A 17,777-nucleotide genomic window follows, 5' to 3' on the forward strand; every position below is an offset into this window, starting at 1 on the left:
GCACACCGCGGTGCCGCGAGTGCCCGTGGCCGACGCAACCGCGAGGAGACGACCGATGGGCCTGCTGTTCGAGCCCGAGGACCAACATTTCAGTCCGGCCCTGATGCGGTCGACCGTGGTGATCCTGACCTGCCTCGCCCTGCTCGCCGTCCTGGAGACGTGGGTCTGGCTGACCCTGTCGTCGCCGTTCGCCCGGGTGTCCGTCACCGGGTCGATGATCGTGACCGCTGTCAGCTTCTTCATCGCCGGCAACACCTTCCGCCTGCGCGACATCCGCCGCCGGGTCGGTAACCGCGCCCGCGCCGGCCGGATCGCCCCCATCGACGCGCTGTCGAGCCTGCCGCCGCGGGAGACCATCGCCCGACGCTTCCTGCTCGGCGCGATCGGTGCCGTCGTCGGTGTCGGCACCCTCGTCCTGACCATGGTCTTCGCCGGCGACGAGACGGAGGGCGCCCGGGAGGCCATGGTCGCCTCGGTGCTCGGGATCGTCTGCGCGATGCTCTGTTTCGTGGGGGGGACCTTTGCCCGGCCGATCGACTGACGTTCTCCCGCCCGTCCCAGGTTCCAGGACCGTCCTGCTTTCTGATTTCTGATTTCTGAGGCTGACCGGACTCGACGAGGCCGTCCAGACCGCGCAAGCCGTCCAGCCGGCTGCAACCGTCCAGACAGCTGAGGCCGCCCGAACGAAGACACGGAAGAGAGACCCTCAGGTGCTGCGCAGGGGAAATCGGCCAGGCCGTCTAGCCAAGCAGCTCATCCGCCAGGTCGGGGACGCCGACATCGCCCTGGCGGGGGCCGAGACCCGCCCCAAGGTCCTGAAGAGCCTGGAAGAAGCGGAGATCCAGGAGGTCCGCGCCGCCGTCCGAGCGGACGCCCGGACCCTGGAGGAGCTGATCGCCGAGCTCCGGATGGAAATCGACTCCAGGGCCGAGCGGCGGGAACGCCGGACCGAGCTGATCAAGAACAAGGTCGAACAGGGCCGGCTCTGGCGCAGCGTCGGCATCCAGGAACGCATCCCGCAGATGCAGTTCGCGCCGGCGGTCCGCCACCTCATCCTGCTGGTGCTCGCCTCCCTCGACTTCTTCGTCTTCGCCGACGCCTACGGCGTGCTCACCGACGCCGCCGACTACGGCGTCAGCTGGTTCCTCGGCGGCATCCTGGGCATCGCGGTCTTCATCGCCGGAATGGTGCTCGCCCACGCGATCAAGAGCGCGATCCTGGCCCGGGCCCAGATCCAGCTCCTCAAGGCCGCGGACGTCGGCGAGGTCAAGATGGACCAGGAGGTCCGCGAACAGCTCGTCACCACCAGGACGTCCGCCCTCGCCCTCACCCTCACCTCGACGATCTTCCTGCTGCTGTCGATCGCGGGGGTGCTGGTGCGGATCCAGGGCGCGTCCGGCGACGGCGGCGACGGCCCGGCGATCCTGTTCACCGCGCTCATCCCGCTGGTGGCGGTGGCCGTGGAGCTCTACCTGCACGACCCGACCGAGCGCGACGAGCCGATGCCCAACGTCGTCGACCGGCGGCTGGAGCGCCGGCTCGCCAAGGCGGAACGGCGGCTGCGGATCGTCGCCGCGCAGGTCGAGGCCAAGGTCGCGAAGATCGAGAAGCTGTACCGGGTGGAGGAGACCATCCTCGACGTCGAGCAGCGCGACATGGGCATGCGCCACACCACCGACCTGGTCCTCGGCGGCGGCCACCAGATCCCGACCGTCGCCACGAACGGCCGCTCCGCCGAAGTGGACCGGGACCAGCTCGAGAAGACCATCAAGATGGCCCGCCGATCCTGACCCCGCCCTCCCCCGACCGGCTTGGCGGGCCCGCGGCGGACCCGATGATCCACGAACGCGCGTGCCGGTCGGTGCCACCCGCCTGGGCCCATTGACGTCCGGGCATGATGGACTGGACTACGTGGACCAGATGTTCTCCGTGGACGAGGCCCGTGCCCTTATGCCCGAAATCCACGAGCGCGCCGCCGAGTTCGTCGCGCGGCGGGCGGACCTCACCGAACTCAGCGCCGCACTGGCGGATGGCGCGTCGTCCCCCAAAGGGGGACTCGCCGAGATGAAAGCCCTGCAGGCCTGGCTGTCCGAAGCGCTGGCCTGGTTTCCCGACCACGGCATCCAGGTCAAGGGCGCGGCCCCGCTGCTGATCGACTTCCCCGCCGTCCTCGACGGCGAGAACGTGCTGCTGTGCTGGATCGAGGGCGAGCCAAACCTCGCCTGGTACCACCGGGCCGACCTCGGCTTCGCCGGCCGCCGCCCCCTCCCCAGCTGACTCAATATCCCCACCGCTCCAGATGTGTGGCGGGTGGGTGAGCCCATGGGCTCACCCACCCGCCACACTTTTTTGGAGACACCCGGCCAGCCGGCGATGCCGCCCCCGCCCGCGCGAGAAGCGAAGCCACGGCCCACAGCACCGCCAGAGCGTCATCCATCAGATAAAACCGGCACGCGCCAGGGCGTCCTGCTCGCCGTTTGATTTCTCTCTCGCCATAAGGATGACGCGCTCACCCGCCACGCATCGGTTCGGGACCCGGGGATTCGGGGGTTGGGGGGCGGCGGGAGTCGATCCAGGCGTCCACCACCGCCCAGTTCATGGTCAGCCAGTCGGCGCGTTCTGTTCCGGTGGGGGGTAGTTCGGGTGTGGGGAACCACCACCAGCGCAGTTCCATCGGGGCGGTCAGGGGCAGGGCCCGCCAGACGAGACCTGGTGTGACCAGGAGGTCCAGGCCGGTGTGGGCGACCACGGCCGTTCCCCCCACGGTTCGCGCGTCCAGTGCGGCGAGCACGCCGGCGGGGCGGGGCGGCAGGACGTGGGTGAGGTTCTCGGCCACCGCGGCCCGGCTCGACTGGCCGCGCAGCCGCAGCCCGCGGATCACCCGCCGGCGGCGTCGCGCGGTGAAGTTCGCCCCCTCGGGAAAGATGACGAGGGCGTCGTGGGACGTCAGCCTGGTGGCCAGGTCGTGCACCCGGGCGGGCGCCGTAGGGTCGGCGCCCTCCGTGCGCAGGAAGCAGGCGCCCAGCCGGCCGAGCAGGATGTCGATCGCCGGGTCGAGCTGCAGGCTCGCCAGGAGCACGACCCGCGGCGTCCGTTGGTAACGGTCGAGCAGCAGGTGGACCAAGGCGAAGGAGTCGCCGACCCCCGCGTGCCTGCTGGCGACCAGGACGGGTCGGCCGGCGCAGTCGACAGTGCCCGCCGGTGGTTCGCGCACGGTCAGCCGGAACGCGACCAGCCGCCCGGCGGCGGCGGTGACAAAGCCCAGGACGCCGCGCAGCAGGCGCAGGTGGACCTCCTCCCACCTGGCCCGGAGCAGCGGCCGGGCCAGCCACAGCCCGAAACCGCTCACGATCACGACGACCTCGGCGGCGAGATAGGCCCCGGCCAGGGCCGCCACCCGGGACACCCGTAACCGGCGGTCGACGGGCACGCTGGCCAGGCCGAGCAAAGCGACCAGCACACCCAGCACCGCGCCAGCCGCCGCGACCGGGACGAACAGGGGATCGACCACGAGCCGGCGGATCGCCCTCGGCGGCACTCTCACGCCCCACGCCCCGGGGCGGCCAGGAGGTCGAGATAGTCGGCCGTGGCCTGGCGGGCCCGTTCGACCCGGCGGCGGACCCCGTTGGCGGACCGGTACCGCAGCCCGACCAGCGGTACCCCGGTGGCGTCACCGATCGGCAGCAGGTGGACGGCGACGTCCGCCGGCAGGGCTGCCATCGCGTCGGCGAAGCCGCGGCGGCGGGCGATCTCGAAGGCCACGAGGCCGGCCTCCCAGGGCCAGCGGCCGGGGCGCAGCGGCCGTTCGATCCGCCCGACGTGCAGGACGTAGACCGTTCGCGCGCCCAGCGCCACCGCCCGGCCCACCGGGGTGCTGTCGATGAGGCCGCCGTCGACGAAGTGCTCGTCCCCGATCTTCACCGGGGGTAGCAGCGCGGGCACCGCGCACGACGCGAGCACGGCGTCGACCAGCGGGCCGCGGTCGAACCAGTGGGCCGCCGCCCGTTCGACGCTGGCGGCCACGCACTGGAAGGGCACCGCCAGCCGATCGAACGAGGACGGCAGGTTCGCCTTCAGAATCCGGCGCAGTGGCGCGTTCGAGTGCAGGTAGCCGTGCTGGACGACGGTGGCCAGCCGCTTTGCCGGCCCGCCGCCGAAGACGTCCGAGCTGCCCAGGTCGGCCCACAGGTCGGTCAGTCGCTCGATCGCGGCTCTGGACGGGTCGGCGGCGACGGCGGCACCGTTGATGGCACCGACGGACGTCCCGACGACCAGGTCGGGGCGGACGCCCGCGGCCAGCAGTGCGTCGAGCATTCCCACCTCGGCGGCGCCCAGAACGCCGCCACCGCCGAGCACGAACGCCACCGGCCCCGGCTGTTTCTCAGGCGGAATCCTCGTCTTCTCGGGCGGAATACTCGTCACCGCAGCCTGCTACCCCGCCGGTTCGGCCCGGAACCCGGTGGTCGGGCGACGCTTGCACCCCCCTGTGGCCTCCTCCTCCCCGCCCGGCCGGGACGGGGCGCGGGCGGAGAACAATGGCCGTCATGCGCACGCTCACCGAGGACGACATCCTCACCGAGGACGACATCGAAGAGATCGTCATCGAGGCCGCGGGCGACGGCCGCCACCGGCAGGCCGCGGCACAGTTCGAGGGTCTCGCCGCGCGGCCTGAGCTTCACGGCCAGGTCAGCGCGTCGACACTGCTGGTCCACGCCGGCGGCCAGTTCGGCCTCGCCGACGAGTGGGGCGAGGCGGTGCGGTGCTACCGCGCCGCGGTGGTCGCCAACGACGCGGCAACCGCCGAGGCCACGGCGGCCGACGCGGCGGACATCGACCCGCGGGTCTGGCTCCATGACGCGCTCGTACGCAAGGGCGACGAGGCCGAGGCCACGACGCTGCGCGCCAAGATCAAGTCGAGTCGCTCCACCAATCCGGACGTCTACGCGGCGGTCGCGGAGACCCTCGCGGAGCACGGCCGGCAGCAGGAGGCGCTCACCTGGTTCACGATGGGCTTCCACCGCTGCCAGGACGCGGACATCCCGGTGTACATGCTCCACCTGCTGCTGATCGGGCGCCGCGCGATCCGCCGGGGCCTCGGCTTCCCGCCGGACGAGCTGGACGAGATCGCCGACGCCTACGTCGACCACCTGGAGGCCACCGACAACCTCGCGTGACCCGGTCAGGCGTCCGGGAGGAGAACGGGCCGCAGGGCGTCGAGCACGGCGACGTCCTCGATGGTGGAGGGGATCGCCGGTGAGCGGCCGTCGGCCAGCTCACGCATGGTGCGGCGCAGGATCTTGCCGGACCGGGTCTTCGGGAGGGCGGCGACGACGTCCACCCGTCGCATCGAGGCGACCGGCCCGATCTCGGCGCGGACCCGCGCGACGAGCTCGGCCGCCAGCGTGTCCGGCGTGATCTCCGCGCCGCTCTTCATCACCACGAGCCCGCGGGGCACCTGGCCCTTGAACGGGTCGGTGACGCCGACGACGGCGCACTCCGCCACCGCCGGGTGGGCCGCCAGCACCGCCTCCATCGATCCGGCGGAGAGCCGGTGCCCGGCCACGTTGATGACGTCGTCGGTGCGCCCCAGGACGAACACGTAGCCGTCGTCGTCGACATAGCCGCCGTCGCCGGTCAGGTAGTAGCCGTCGAAGGCCGAGAGGTAGGAGGCGATGTAACGCTCGTCGTCCTCCCACAGTGTGGGCAGCGCGCCCGGCGGCAGTGGCAGGCGGATGCAGATGGCCCCCTCGGTTCCGGGTGGGACCTCAGCCCCGGTCGCGTCCAGGACCCGGACGTCGTAGCCCGGCATCGGCACCGACGGGCTCCCGGCCCTGAGCGGCAGCGGTTCCAGCCCGATCGGCGCGGCGCAGATCGGCCAGCCCGTCTCGGTCTGCCACCAGTTGTCGACGACGGGCCGGCCCAGCGCGGCCGAGGCCCATTCGTAGGTGGCCGGGTCCAGCCGCTCGCCGGCCAGGAACAGCGCCCGCAGCGTCCCCAGGTCGTACCGGCCGACGAGCTCGGCCGCCGGGTCCTCCTTCTTGATCGCCCGGATCGCGGTGGGCGCGGTGAACAGCACGTTCACCCCGTGCTCGGCGATCACCCGCCAGAACGCCCCGGCGTCGGGGGTGCCGACCGGCTTCCCCTCGTAGAGCACCGTCGTGGCGCCGACCAGCAGCGGCGCGTAGACCGTGTAGGAGTGGCCGACCGCCCAGCCGATGTCGGAGGCCGCCCACATCACGTCACCCGGCCCGATGCCGTACACGTTGCGCATCGACCAGGACATCGCCACGGCGTGGCCGCCGTTGTCCCGGACGATGCCCTTCGGCCGCCCGGTCGTCCCGGAGGTGTAGAGGATGTACAGCGGGTCGGTGGCCGCGACGGGCACCGGGTCCAGCGGGGCCGCGGAGCCGACGAGGGCGTCCCAGCCGTGGTCGCGGCCGGCCACGAGATCACAGCGGTGCTGCTCGCGCTGCACGATGAGGCAGCCGGCCGGCTTGTGGGCGGCCAGCTCGATCGCCGCGTCCATCATCGGCTTGTAGGGGACGAGCCGCGTCGGTTCGATCCCGCAGGACGCGCTGACCACGACCTTCGGGCGGGCGTCGTCCATCCGGGCGGCGAGCTCCGGGGCGGCGAACCCGCCGAAGACCACCGAGTGGACGGCGCCGAGGCGGGCGCAGGCCAGCATCGCCACGACCGCCTCGGGGATCATCGGCATATAGATGATGACGCGGTCGCCCCGGTCGACCCCGAGTGCGGCGAGCGCGCCGGCGGCCCGGGCCACCTCGTCTGTGAGCCGCGCGAACGTGTACCGGCGGGACGTCCCGGTGACCGGCGAGTCGTAGACCAGGGCGAGCGCGTCCCCGCGGCCGGCGGCGACGTGCCGGTCCAGGGCGTTGGCGCAGGTGTTCAGCTCAGCGTCGGGGAACCAGCGGTAGAACGGTGGCGCGCCCGCGTCGAGGATCCGCTCCGGGGCGCGGGTCCAGTCGATGTCCCGCGCGGCGGCGGCCCAGAAGGCCTCGGGGTCGGTCCGCTCGTTTTCGTACGCCCGCCGGTATTCGCCCATGCCTGTCATCCTCTCGCTCCCCGCCGGGCCGTCCAGGCACTTCGGAGCCAAGCCTCGAAGGGAAACGCGACGCCCCGATGGGGAAGGCCGGGCCCCGGCGGGGAAGACGGGCGCGGGTGCGGCGGTTGGCCGAAGGGTGAGCCTGACGAGACCGGTGCCGTTGTCCGTCCTCGACCTGGTGCCGGTGGGCACCGGTGTCTCCGCCGGCGAGGCCGTCCGCGGCAGCCTTGAGCTGGCCCGGCGGGCCGAGGCGCTCGGTTTCACCCGCTACTGGCTGGCCGAGCACCACGGCATGCCGGGCATCGCGAGTTCCGCGACGACCATCCTGATGGGCCAGGTGGCCGCGGCGACGTCCACCATCCGGGTCGGTTCGGGCGGGGTGATGCTGCCCAACCACGCCCCGCTCACGATCGCCGAGCAGTTCGGGACCCTGGGCGCCTTCTTCCCCGACCGCATCGACCTCGGCATCGGCCGGGCCCCCGGGACGGACCAGAGCACCGCGCGGGCGCTGCGCCGCGGCCCGGGGCCGCTGTCCGCGGACGACTTCCCCGACCAGCTGGCCGAGCTGACGACCTTCCTCTCCGGCGGGTCGTTCCCCGCCGGACACCCGCTGCACGGGGTGGAGGCGTACCCGCGGGCGGACGCGCCGCCGATCTGGCTGCTCGGTTCGAGTGGCTACAGCGCCCAGGTCGCCGGGTTCCTCGGCCTGCCGTTCGCGTTCGCGCACCATTTCAGCTCGGCCAGCACGCTGCCCGCGCTGCGGCTGTACCGCGACTCGTTCCGGCCGTCACCCGGCCGGGAGCGTCCGTACGCGATGGTCGCCGCCGGTGTGCTGTGCGCCGAGGACGACGAGCGGGCCCGGTGGCTGGCCGGGCCCACCCGCCTGACGATGCTGCGCCTGCGCCTGGGACGTCCCGGTGCCTATCCCACGCCGGAGGAGGCCGCGGCCTACCCGTGGACGCCGCGGGAGCGCGAGGTGGCTGAGTCGGCGACGTCCTCGCACATCGTGGGCGGGCCGGAGACCGTGCGGGAGGGCCTGAACGCCCTGCTCGAGGCGACCGAGGCCGACGAGCTCATGATCGTCACGAACGTGCACTCCAACGCCGACCGGATCCGCTCCTACGAGCTGGTCGCCCGGCTGGCGCTGGCGGAGCCGGCCGGCGGGCGGGACGGCGAGGCCGGCGGGCGGGACGGCGAGCGGGTCACGGGTTTCCGCGCGGCCGGAGCGTCCGGGCGGTGATCCCCGCGACGAGCCCCCGACCCAGCAGGCGGGACGCGTTCGAGGTCAGGTAGTTGAGCCGGCCGTCGATCACGTAGGGCAGGCCGCGGTCGAGGCCGCGGAAGGCGGCCGTGACGACCTCGTCGGTGGTGCGCAGCCGTCCCCCGGCGCTCATCCGCCGGCCGAGGACGTCGAAGAAGTGCGTGTCGGTCGGCCCCGGGCACACCGCCAGCACCTGGACGCCCCGCGACCGGTACTCCGCCCACAGTGCGATCGAGTAGGACAGCACGAACGCCTTCGACGCCCCGTACACGGCCATGTAGGGGACGGCCTGGAACCCCGACGTCGACGACACGTTGACGACGGTGCCGCGGCCCCGCTCGACCATCGCCGGCAGGAGCAGGTGCGTCATCCGTTCGACCGCGACGACGTCCAGCATGACCTCGCGGTGGTCGCGGTCCGCGGGCAGCTCCTCGTACCGGCCGTAGGTGCCGAACCCGGCGTTGTTCACCAGCACGTCGACCGCGTCACCGGTGGCCGCCCGGGCCTGTTCGACGAGCAGGTCCGGGCCGTCCTCCCGGGCGAGGTCGACCGGGACCGCCCACACCCGCGCCCCGTGCAGCGCGCGCAGCCGCTCGGCCACCGGCCGCAGCCTCTCCTCGGACGGCGCGGCGAGCACGAGATCGGCCCCGTGGGCCGCGAGCGCCTCGGCGAACGCGGCCCCGATCCCCGACGAGGCCCCCGTGACCAGCGCGGTCCGGTTCCGGAAGTCGGTCACGCGAGCGCAGCTCCTCAGGTCGACAGGTCGACGGCCGGCGGTGACGTTACAGCGGGGCTAGTCGGCGACCGCCAGCAGGCCCCGCTCGGTCACCGCCGCCACCGACAGCGTGCGGTAGCCGACCTCGTCGAACAGGACGGTGATGCGGTCGCCGTCCTCCTTCATCACCTGGCCGGCCCCCCACCGCACATGGCGGACGGCCAGCCCGGCCGGGAACGGGGAGTCCTCCGCCGGGGCCCCGTCGTCGCCCGCCGGAGCCGACGATCCGGCCGCGGTGGCGGTAGCGGCCGCCGCGCCGTCCCCGCCCGGCGTTCGCTGCCCGGGCAGCCGGGACCGGCAGACGTCGCAGTTCCCGCAGGTGGCGGGGGACGTGTCGCCGAAGTAGGCGAGCAGATAACGCCGCCGGCATTCGCGGGTCTCGGCGTACCCGCGCATCATGTCCACCCGCGACCGCTCGAACTCGACCCGCGCCGCGGCCAGCTCGACGGCGCGCCGCGCCGCCTGCTCGGGCTCCGGGGCCCCGGCGCTGCGCTCGATCCGCCCGTCGTCGTGGACGGTGACCGCGTCCGCCCGTTCGAGCAGGTCCACCATGCGGGTCAGCGCGGTGTCGCCGACCCCGGCGGCCTCCGCCAGGGCACGCGCGCTGACCGGCTCCTCGGCGTGGCCGAGCAGCACGGCGACGCGGCGCAGCACGGTCTCGTCCGGGTGTGACGAGGCGAAGAAACGACGCAGCCCCAGGTCCTCGGGCCGGTAGAACAGGCAGGCGAGGGCCGGCCGGCCGTCGCGGCCGGCGCGCCCGATCTCCTGGTAGTAGGAGTCGATCGAGTCGGCCACCTCGGCGTGGATCACAAACCTGACGTTGGGCTTGTCGATGCCCATGCCGAACGCGGTCGTCGCCACGACGACGTCGCACCGGTCGGCCATGAAGTCCTCCTCGACCTCACGGCGCCGCGCCGCGCGCAGCCCGGCGTGGTAGGCGCTCGCGGTGAGCCCGAGGTCCGCGAGCTCGGCGGCGAGGTCCTCCGCGCCGCGGCGGGTCGCCGTGTAGACCAGGCCGGGCTTGGTCTCGGCGGCGATCCGCTCGACCAGCCGGGCCTTCTTGTCATCGTCGTCGACGAAGGACTCGACGCTCAGGGTGATCTCCGGACGATCTCCACCGGGTCCGCGAGCCGCAGGCGTTCGGTTATCTCCCGGCGCACCGGCGGCGACGCGGTGGCCGTCAACGCGACGACCACCGGCCGGCCGAGGTCGTCGATCACCTGGCCCAGACGGGCGTAGTCGGGGCGGAAGTCGTGGCCCCAACTGGAGATGCAGTGCGCCTCGTCCACGACGAACAGGGAGGGCCGGGCCGCGCGCAGCGCCTCCCGGACGTCGTCGCGCGCGAGCTGTTCGGGCGCCAGGAACAGGAACTCGGCCCGGCCGTGGCGGACGGCGTCGATCGCCGCGAGCGCCCCGCCGCGCCCGCTCTGCGAGTTCGCCGCCACCGCGGGCGCGGCCGCCTCGGCTCCGGCCCCGGCCGGCTGGTCGGTGGCGGACTCACCGGACCCGGGCCCGCCGGCGGGGACCGCGTCCAGCAGGCTGCCCAGGCGCTCGGTGAGCCCGCGCACCTGGTCGCGCTGAAGCGCGATGAGCGGCGAGACGACCACGGTCGGCCCGGCGGTGAGCAGGGCCGGGATCTGGTAGACGGCCGACTTGCCGCCTCCGGTCGGCAGGACACACAGCGTGTCCCGGCCCGCGGTCACGGCCCGCATCGCCTCAAGCTGGCCGGGGCGCAGCTCGGCGAACCCGAAACCCTCCCGGGCCACGGCCCGCAGCAGGTCATCCAGCTCGGCACGGTCTTCGGCACGGTCTTCACCGTGATCCTCGCCGGCTCGCGGCGAAGCGGGGCGGGCGGCGTCCGCCACCACCGCCTCGGTCGACGCCGGCTTCTCGACCAGCGCCAGCTCGTCGACTGGTGTGGCCTGCTCGACCGGTGCTGGAGGCGGCGGAGCCACCGAAGGCGGCGGGGGCGCGGAAGGCAGGGCGGGGCTGTCGCGGTGGCGGCGTTGCAGCGGTAGGCGGCGCAACCAGCCCGCCAGCCGGGTGCGTGCCGGATCATGACCATTCATGGTGGATGTCGGCGTACCCGTTCCCAGGACCTTCGCACACACCGGACCAACACCCGTCCGGCCGCGGTCGGGACGGAACCGACCGCGGCCGGACAGGACCGTTCGAGAACCGCCCGCTCGGCGGCTCGGCCCGACTCAGCCGATGAAGGCCCGGACCTGACTGGCCACGGTGTTGTCGTCGTGCAGCTCGGAATGGCCGAGGCAGCCGGCCGCGGTGTTCGTGGCGCCGGTGAGGGCGACACTGGAATCCGGATTGATGGTGTCGTCACAGGACGACCACCAGGTGCGGTAGTTGACCGCGCCCGGCGTCTCGTCACCGGAGTTCAGGGTGTTCAGGAAGGACGACCCCGGGCTCATGTCCGAGCAGGCCGTGTAGAGCCATCCGCACAGGGTCGCGGTGGTGGTCCCGTGGTTCGGGCCGCCCAGCGACACGAACTCGTCGACGACGGAAGTACCACCGAGGTTTTTTAGATAATAGCGCGCGGAAAGCGCTCCCATGGAGTGGGTGACGAGGTCCACCTTGGCCGCGCCGGTGGCGCTGCGCACGGCGGATACCTTGGCTGCCAGCTGGTTCGCGGTGGTGACGTTCGACTGGTGCGAGTCATAGGTGAAGATAACCAGGTCGGACGAGGACCAGCCGTTCGCCTGGAAGTCGGCGACCATGTCGGTCCAGGTGGATGTCGATCCGTTGAAACCGTAGACGAAGATTACGGGTTCATGTGTCGCCGCGGAGGCGGCGGTCGACGAGCCGAGCAGAGCCGCGGTGGCGACCGCGAGAGCGCCAAGGATCCTGGCCGCTCTGGACATGGGAGCTCCTGTCGGGTTGCGGGGTCAGCGCGTCGAAGTCTTACAGCCCCGCGGGAAGCTCCCGGTAAATCAGCAGGACGTTCACCAACGGTTGCCGGACCGGCCAACCTGCCGTTGGCACGGCACCGCCGCGGAAATCCCGATGGAATTCCCGGGTAATTTCCGCCGAACCCGGAGGGTGGGCCGCCCCCGCCGACTCAGGAGACCTTTTGCGCCGGCCGCATCACGATGTCGGTCACCTCGACGCGGCGCGGCAGCTCCACCACCGAGAGCACCATCGCCGCGACATCCTCGGGCTGCATGAGGGCCTCGGGATCCCAGGCCCGGCCCTCCGTCTCGAAGATCTTCCGCTGCATCGCGGTGGCCGTCCGGCCGGGCAGGATCGTGCAGACCCGCGGCCCCGTCGGCCCCAGCTCGCCACGCAGGCTGTCCGCGATCGCGCGCAGCGCGTGCTTCGTCGCGGCGTACTGGCCGACCTCCGGGCTCGCCGACAGGCCCTGGGTGGAGTTGACGAAGATGATGTCGCCCAGGGTGCGGGTGAGATCGGGCAGCAGCAGCTGGGTCAGCGCGTACGGGGCCCGCAGGTTGACCGCGTAGTGATCGTCGAGGTCGGCGAGGCTCGCCATGGTCATCGGACCACTGTGGTAGACCCCGGCCGAGTGGACCAGCACGGAGATCTCACCGAGCTCCGCCCGGGCCGTCGCGACGAGTCGCTCCCGGCCACCGGCGTCGGTTATCTCGGTGGCGAAGACGCGCAGGTCGACCTGGTCGGCGGCGGCCGTGTGGGCTAGTTGGGACAGTGCCGCGCCGTCCCGCCCCGTGGCCAGGACGCGGGCCCCGGCGGCGGCGAGCTCGAGCGCGATCGCGTGACCGATGCCGCTGGAGGCACCGGTCACCACGGCCGCCCGGCCGGCCAGGCGGCCCGGGGGCGGGAGAACTCCGTTGAGTGGCGACCGCACCATGGGAGACGAACAACCCTTACGTTAGTGGAAGGTTCAGTCGGTCCCACCCTACGACCAAACCCGCGGCGCGGGTCCAACCGGCCCGCCGCGCCGCGCCGCGGAACCGCGATCCGCCGGCGGGGTCGGCGCGGCTGGCCGGGTGAGCGTCGTCCGCAGGGCCGCCCGGTCCGTCTTGAGCATGCCGGTGCGCGGGATCTCCGGGACGATCCGGACCTCCCGCGGGTACCGCAGCGGCCCGAGCCGCTCCCGCCCGAACCGGACGAGCTCCTCCGCCGGGACGGCCGCACCCGGCCCGAGCTGGACGAACGCGACGATCTCCTCGCCGAGCCGGCGGTCGGGACGGCCCACCACGGCCACCTCGGCGACGGCCGGGTGCTCCCGCAGCGCGTCCTCGACATCGCGTGGGTAGATGTTGAACCCGCCCCGGATGATCAGATCCTTCAGCCGGTCGACGAGGTGGAGGAAGCCGTCCCGGTCGAGGCGGCCGACGTCGCCGGTGTGCAGCCAGCCGGCGCGGACCGTGCGCGCGGTCGCCGCGGGATCACGCCAGTAGCCCAGCATGACGCCCGGCCCACGCACGCAGATCTCCCCGACCGGGGAGTCATCCGCGCCGTCATGGTCGCCGTCGGTGTCGCCGCCGGTGTCGGTGTCGGTCAAGGGCTCGATCCGGAGTTCCACGCCGGGCGCCGGGCGGCCGACGCTGCCCAGCCGGGCCCGCCCCGGTGGCATCACCGTGACGATCGCGGACGCCTCGGTGCAGCCGTAGCCCTCCACGAGCTCGACCCCGGGCAGCCGGCGCGCCCACTCGTCGGCCAGCTCGCGCGGCAGCGCCGAGCTCCCGGAGACCACCTGGCGCAGCGCCGACAGGTCGTAGCCGTCGAGATCCTGGTCCAGGATCATCCGGGCCATGGCGGGGACGACCGCCGTCTGCGCCACCCGGTGCTCGACCGCCAGCTCCAGGAACCGGACGGGCTCGAACCAGCGCATCAGGACAGCCGTCGCCGGGGTCTCGGCGTAGGTGGCCATGACACTCACGGTCATCCCGTAGACGTGCGACATCGGCAGCGGCAGCAGGCCGGGCAGGCCCTCGCCCAGCCGCGTCGAGTGCACCGCCCAGGCGGCCGCCGAGACGTTGTCATGGGAGAGCACCACGCCGCGGGCCCGCCCCGTCGTCCCCCCGGTGTAGAGCAGCGCGGCCATGTCGGACGGGTCGACGTCCACCAGGGCGGACTCGGCCGCGGCTTCCAGCTCGGCGAACAGCAGCACCGGTGGCCCGTCGCGGCCCGCGGGCTCGTCGTGGCCGGCGGGCTCGGGCGCACGGTCGGGCCGCTCGGCCAGCACGACGGCGCGCAGCGTGGGCAGGCCCCGGGCCGCCGCGTGGACCCTGCCCAGGAGGTCCGGGGTGGTCACGACGAACGAGGCGCCGCTGTCGGCCAGCACGTGGCGCAGATCCGTGTCCCCCAGCAGGAAGAGCACCGGTGTGACGGCCGCGCCGGCCCGCCAGGTCGCCTGGTAGGTGATGCCGACCTCGGGGCAGTTCGCCATGCAGACCGCGACCCGCTCCCCCGGCGCGAGCCCGGCTGAGCGCAGCCCGCCGGCCAGGCGCCGGGCCCGGGCCGCGAGCTGCCCGGCCGTCCAGCGCTGCCCCTCGAAGATCAGCGGGCCGGTGCCGCCGGTCCGCTCGATCGACAGCTCGGCCAGCCGGCCGAGGCTCGTGCCCGAGGGCACCGCCGCCGGCGTCGACGCGGTCATCCGATGGCCTGCCCCCTCCGCGGAACGGAGAGCACATCGTCCCCCGCGGACAGCGACGGGGCCAGCCAGGAGCGCGCGCCGGAGAAGCGGTCAGGAGGTGATCAGGTCCGAGATCCGCCCGAGATCCGTGATCTCGCCGTCCTGCACCTTGTAGAGGTAGACGGTCGAGCGCCTGAGCTCGCCGTTCTCCTCGAACTCGATCTTCCTGGTGAGGCCGTCCCAGCTGACGGTGCGGAAGGCCCGCGCGACGGACTCCCGGCTGATGCCGTTCCCGAGCCGCCGCAGGACGTCGACGAGGGCCCGGGCGGCGTCGTAGGCCTCCCCCGAGTAGGTCCCGGGCAGCGCACCGCCGTTGACGTCCCTGTACGACGCCACGAACTCCTTCGCGGCCGGGTCGGTGCCGACGTCGGAGCAGGCGCACGAGAAATAGGCGCCCTCGGCGGCGGCCGCGCCCGACCGCGTGACGAACCGCGGGTCGCGGGCCGCGTCCCCGCCCATGACGGCGCCGGTGAAGCCGCCGTCCTCGAGTGCCTTGTTGAGCAGCGCGAACTCGGCGTACCGGCCGGAGTAGAAAAGCACGTCCGGGTTCTCGGCGAGGATCTTCGCGGCTTCGCGCGTGTAGTCCCGGGTCGGGTCGATCCCGTCGTGGACGACGTCCACGCCGTCGGAGAAGAGCTCCGCCTCCAGCGCGGTCGACAGGCCGACGCCGTACTCGCTGCGGTCGTCGACCGAGTACACCTTGCCCGCGTCGAGGACGGTGGAGAGGTAGTCGGCCGCGGCCCGGCCCTGCACGGAGTCGGGGGCGACGACCCGGTAGAACGTGGTGAAGCCGAGGTCGGTGAGCGCCGGCGCGGTGGCGGACGGGCTCACCGAGAGCAGACCGGCCTCGCTGTAGAACGGCTCGCTGGCCTCCGTCGCGTCCGAGAGCATCGGGCCGATGACGGCGACCACGTCGGAGTCGTCGATGAGTTCGCGCGCGGCGGCCGGCGCCCGCTCGGGCGACCCGCCGTCGTCGGCGGAGACGAGCTCGACCCGGAACGGCAGGCTGGCGTCCGCGTTGATCTCCTCGATCGCCGTGCGCACCCCGTAGAGGGCGTTGACCCCCAGCTGCTTGTCGCCGCCCGACAGGACGCCCTGGAACCCGATGGTGACCGTCCGGCGGCCGTCACCGGACGAGGAGACCCCGTCACCGCTACAGGCCGCGACGATCACCGCCGTCAGGGCGGCGGCGACGATCGCGCCCACGGCCGGTCGCCTGATCATGCTGTCTCTCCTCCGGGTGCCACCGTCGAGATGTCGCAGACCCAGTCCTACGCGACGTCGACCCGCCGCATGGCCCGAACGGCCCGATCGGGCCGCACGCCCGGGCCGAACGGCCAGGCCGGACGCCCGGGCCGGACGGCCACGCCGAACGGGCCGGGCGTCCGGGCCGGTGGCTCAGAGCGGGCGGGGCTCCCACTCGGGTGGGCTGGTGCCGAGCGAGGCCGGCGCCATCGTCCACGCCGGTGCCCGGCCGTCGACCGTTCCCGTCGGGGCCACGTAGGAGAGCTCACCGAACTCGCTGCGCAGCCGCCGGCAGAACTCCTCCACGTCGGCCCGGGTCGGGTCCGGGGCGGCGAGGGTGTCGTGGTGGCCGAGGCTCTGCAGCCATCGGCCGGTCTGGGCCAGCGAGACCCGTACCTGCCAGCTGCCGCCCTCCACCGCGCGCCGGGCCAGCGCCGACAGCACGCCGTACGCCGCCAGGTACCCGGTCGCGTGGTCGAGGGCCTGGGCGGGCAGCGGGCGCGGCGTCTCCTCACCGCTGGCCTCGGCCGCCGCCCACGAGATACCGGACGCCGTCTGGACCAGGCTGTCGAAGCCCCGCAGGCCGCTCCACGGCCCACTGCGACCGTAGGCGCTGATCGTCGCGACGACGATCCCCGGGCGCAGCCGCGCCAGCGCGTCCGGGCCGAAGCCCAGCCGGTCGAGGGCCCGCGGGCGGTACGCCTGGAGCACGACGTCCGCCGTCGAGACGAGCTCCTGCAGCCGGCGGGCGTCCGCGGCGACGCGCAGGTTCAGGAAGGTGTTGCGTTTGCCGAACCCGGTGTCCATCAGCAACGACCGGACCTCCGGCAGGTGCGCGGCACCGACCCGCAGCACCTCGGCGCCGTGGGCGGCCAGCGTCCGCCCGCAGACCGGGCCGGCGATGACCCGCGTCATGTCGACCACCCGGATGCCCTCGGCCGGCAGGTCCGCCGGTTCGAGCCGCTGCGCGGGGGCGTCCCCGATCCGCTCGGTCTCCAGCACGGGCAGCTCGGCGACGGCCTTGGCCTGCCGGTGCGCCCGCCACTCGTCCTCGTCGCGGGCCATCGTGGCGCACATGCCCATCGCCTGGAGCTCAAGCTCCAGGGACTCGGCCTCGAATCGGGCCACCGACCGCTCGACCGCCGCCCGGTCGTTCGGCGCGTCGAGCAGTTCCAGGATGCCGTTGCGGTGATGCGGGAAATTGCAGTGCAGCTGGATCCACCGGTCGTCGGCCGTCCGGTAGTAGCCCGAGATCGGGTCCCAGGGATTCGGCAGCGGACGGCCGTCGAGGCGCAGGTAGCGCTCGCTGCGGAAGGCCGCGCTGACATGCCGGGTGTCGACGGTGACCGCCGGCTGGGACGGGCTGGCGTTGCGCGCGGCCAGTAACCGGCCCGCGCCGACGGAGGCGGCGGCGACGCTGGCCGCCGCCATGGTTGTCACCCGGTAGAGGCTCGGCAGGACGTCCGGGGGGCCGGTCACGGTCAGGCGGTCGGTTACTCCCGGTTCGTCGACGAGCGTCGCGACCTGGGCGGCGATCATCGATTGGTCGGACATATCCCCATCCTGTGAAGCGGATCACGCGTGTCGCCTGATGTGTCACCGGACGAACTGTCCGGGCTACTCCCGCCCCCAGACCATGTCCCAGAGTGAGGCTTATGTGACGGACAGCATTGCACACCGGCGCCATCACGCGCACGCGACACCGCTCCAAGGCACGTCAAACCATCTGAGCAAGCGCCAGCCAACCCCCGAACGCCGGGCGAGCACCACGGCCGGAGGCCCGGAATCCGCTCTCCGGCCACCG

General features: G+C 73.1%; 14 protein-coding genes and 1 pseudogene. 5 read left to right on the forward strand and 10 right to left on the reverse strand.

Translation table 11 applies throughout. The annotated features are described in order from the left end of the window. The first annotated feature begins 55 nt into the window (after positions 1-55). From B056_RS0102640 to B056_RS0102650, 3 genes are all read left to right on the forward strand, one after another. A complete protein-coding gene (locus B056_RS0102640) occupies positions 56-541 on the forward strand; it encodes a hypothetical protein (protein ID WP_018500352.1) in 486 nt (161 codons plus the stop codon). Between the two features lie 169 nt (positions 542-710). Beyond that, positions 711-1,790, forward strand: coding sequence for a hypothetical protein (locus B056_RS0102645; RefSeq protein WP_018500353.1), 1,080 nt, complete (start codon positions 711-713; stop codon positions 1,788-1,790). 121 nt (positions 1,791-1,911) lie between these two features. Continuing rightward, positions 1,912-2,277 (forward strand): DUF2203 domain-containing protein, encoded by a 366-nt coding sequence (locus tag B056_RS0102650; RefSeq protein WP_026239250.1) that lies wholly within the window; start codon positions 1,912-1,914, stop codon positions 2,275-2,277. Between the two features lie 232 nt (positions 2,278-2,509). Here B056_RS0102650 and B056_RS0102655 read toward each other — a convergent pair whose 3' ends face one another. Next, positions 2,510-3,544 carry a 1-acyl-sn-glycerol-3-phosphate acyltransferase gene (locus B056_RS0102655; RefSeq protein WP_035749929.1) on the reverse strand — a complete coding sequence of 345 codons (1,035 nt, stop codon included), beginning with the start codon at positions 3,542-3,544 and terminating at the stop codon, positions 2,510-2,512. Next, positions 3,541-4,365 carry a patatin-like phospholipase family protein gene (locus tag B056_RS0102660; protein ID WP_018500356.1) on the reverse strand — a complete coding sequence of 275 codons (825 nt, stop codon included), beginning with the start codon at positions 4,363-4,365 and terminating at the stop codon, positions 3,541-3,543. The genes B056_RS0102655 and B056_RS0102660 overlap by 4 nt, the downstream gene beginning before the upstream one ends. A gap of 170 nt (positions 4,366-4,535) precedes the next feature. Here B056_RS0102660 and B056_RS0102665 point away from each other — a divergent pair, with 170 nt between their 5' ends. Beyond that, complete coding sequence (locus B056_RS0102665; protein ID WP_018500357.1) at positions 4,536-5,174, forward strand: hypothetical protein; 639 nt, start codon at positions 4,536-4,538, stop codon at positions 5,172-5,174. A gap of 5 nt (positions 5,175-5,179) precedes the next feature. Here B056_RS0102665 and B056_RS0102670 read toward each other — a convergent pair whose 3' ends face one another. Then, on the reverse strand, positions 5,180-7,063 hold the full coding sequence (locus B056_RS0102670) for an AMP-binding protein (protein WP_018500358.1): 1,884 nt from the start codon (positions 7,061-7,063) through the stop codon (positions 5,180-5,182). 136 nt (positions 7,064-7,199) lie between these two features. Between B056_RS0102670 and B056_RS34820 the strand changes: the two genes are divergently transcribed. Next, entirely contained in the window at positions 7,200-8,303 is a 1,104-nt protein-coding gene (locus B056_RS34820) for an LLM class flavin-dependent oxidoreductase (protein WP_051105510.1), read from the forward strand. Here the strand turns inward: B056_RS34820 and B056_RS0102680 are convergent. From B056_RS0102680 to B056_RS0102715, 7 genes and pseudogenes are all read right to left on the reverse strand, one after another. After that, the gene (locus B056_RS0102680) at positions 8,266-9,060 is read right to left on the reverse strand and encodes an SDR family NAD(P)-dependent oxidoreductase (RefSeq protein WP_018500360.1); all 795 of its coding nucleotides are present in this window, start codon (positions 9,058-9,060) and stop codon (positions 8,266-8,268) included. The two genes, B056_RS34820 and B056_RS0102680, sit on opposite strands and share 38 nt — an antisense overlap. 57 nt (positions 9,061-9,117) lie before the next feature. Then, positions 9,118-11,168 (reverse strand): annotated as a pseudogene (locus B056_RS45905) (RecQ family ATP-dependent DNA helicase). Between the two features lie 135 nt (positions 11,169-11,303). Further along, positions 11,304-11,975 (reverse strand): esterase/lipase family protein, encoded by a 672-nt coding sequence (locus B056_RS0102690; RefSeq protein WP_018500361.1) that lies wholly within the window; start codon positions 11,973-11,975, stop codon positions 11,304-11,306. 197 nt (positions 11,976-12,172) lie between these two features. Then, positions 12,173-12,937, reverse strand: coding sequence for an SDR family oxidoreductase (locus B056_RS0102695; RefSeq protein WP_018500362.1), 765 nt, complete (start codon positions 12,935-12,937; stop codon positions 12,173-12,175). 48 nt (positions 12,938-12,985) lie between these two features. Beyond that, positions 12,986-14,689, reverse strand: coding sequence for a class I adenylate-forming enzyme family protein (locus B056_RS0102700; RefSeq protein WP_018500363.1), 1,704 nt, complete (start codon positions 14,687-14,689; stop codon positions 12,986-12,988). A 90-nt stretch (positions 14,690-14,779) separates the two neighbouring features. Then, positions 14,780-15,952 (reverse strand): branched-chain amino acid ABC transporter substrate-binding protein, encoded by a 1,173-nt coding sequence (locus B056_RS0102705; RefSeq protein ID WP_026239252.1) that lies wholly within the window; start codon positions 15,950-15,952, stop codon positions 14,780-14,782. Between the two features lie 174 nt (positions 15,953-16,126). After that, complete coding sequence (locus tag B056_RS0102715; RefSeq protein WP_020572278.1) at positions 16,127-17,527, reverse strand: CoA transferase; 1,401 nt, start codon at positions 17,525-17,527, stop codon at positions 16,127-16,129. Between the last annotated feature and the right edge of the window lie 250 nt (positions 17,528-17,777).

The sequence above is a fragment of the Parafrankia discariae genome (assembly GCF_000373365.1).
Lineage (GTDB): Bacteria > Actinomycetota > Actinomycetes > Frankiales > Frankiaceae > Parafrankia > Parafrankia discariae.

Coding starts and splice junctions, on each gene's coding strand:
- B056_RS0102670 (WP_018500358.1), bottom strand. CDS start 7,063: ATGGGCGAATACCGGCGGGCGTACGAAAACGAGCGGACCGACCCCGAG.
- B056_RS0102665 (WP_018500357.1), top strand. CDS start 4,536: ATGGCCGTCATGCGCACGCTCACCGAGGACGACATCCTCACCGAGGAC.
- B056_RS0102715 (WP_020572278.1), bottom strand. CDS start 17,527: ATGTCCGACCAATCGATGATCGCCGCCCAGGTCGCGACGCTCGTCGAC.
- B056_RS0102640 (WP_018500352.1), top strand. CDS start 56: ATGGGCCTGCTGTTCGAGCCCGAGGACCAACATTTCAGTCCGGCCCTG.
- B056_RS0102695 (WP_018500362.1), bottom strand. CDS start 12,937: ATGGTGCGGTCGCCACTCAACGGAGTTCTCCCGCCCCCGGGCCGCCTG.
- B056_RS0102700 (WP_018500363.1), bottom strand. CDS start 14,689: ATGACCGCGTCGACGCCGGCGGCGGTGCCCTCGGGCACGAGCCTCGGC.
- B056_RS0102705 (WP_026239252.1), bottom strand. CDS start 15,952: ATGATCAGGCGACCGGCCGTGGGCGCGATCGTCGCCGCCGCCCTGACG.
- B056_RS0102690 (WP_018500361.1), bottom strand. CDS start 11,975: ATGTCCAGAGCGGCCAGGATCCTTGGCGCTCTCGCGGTCGCCACCGCG.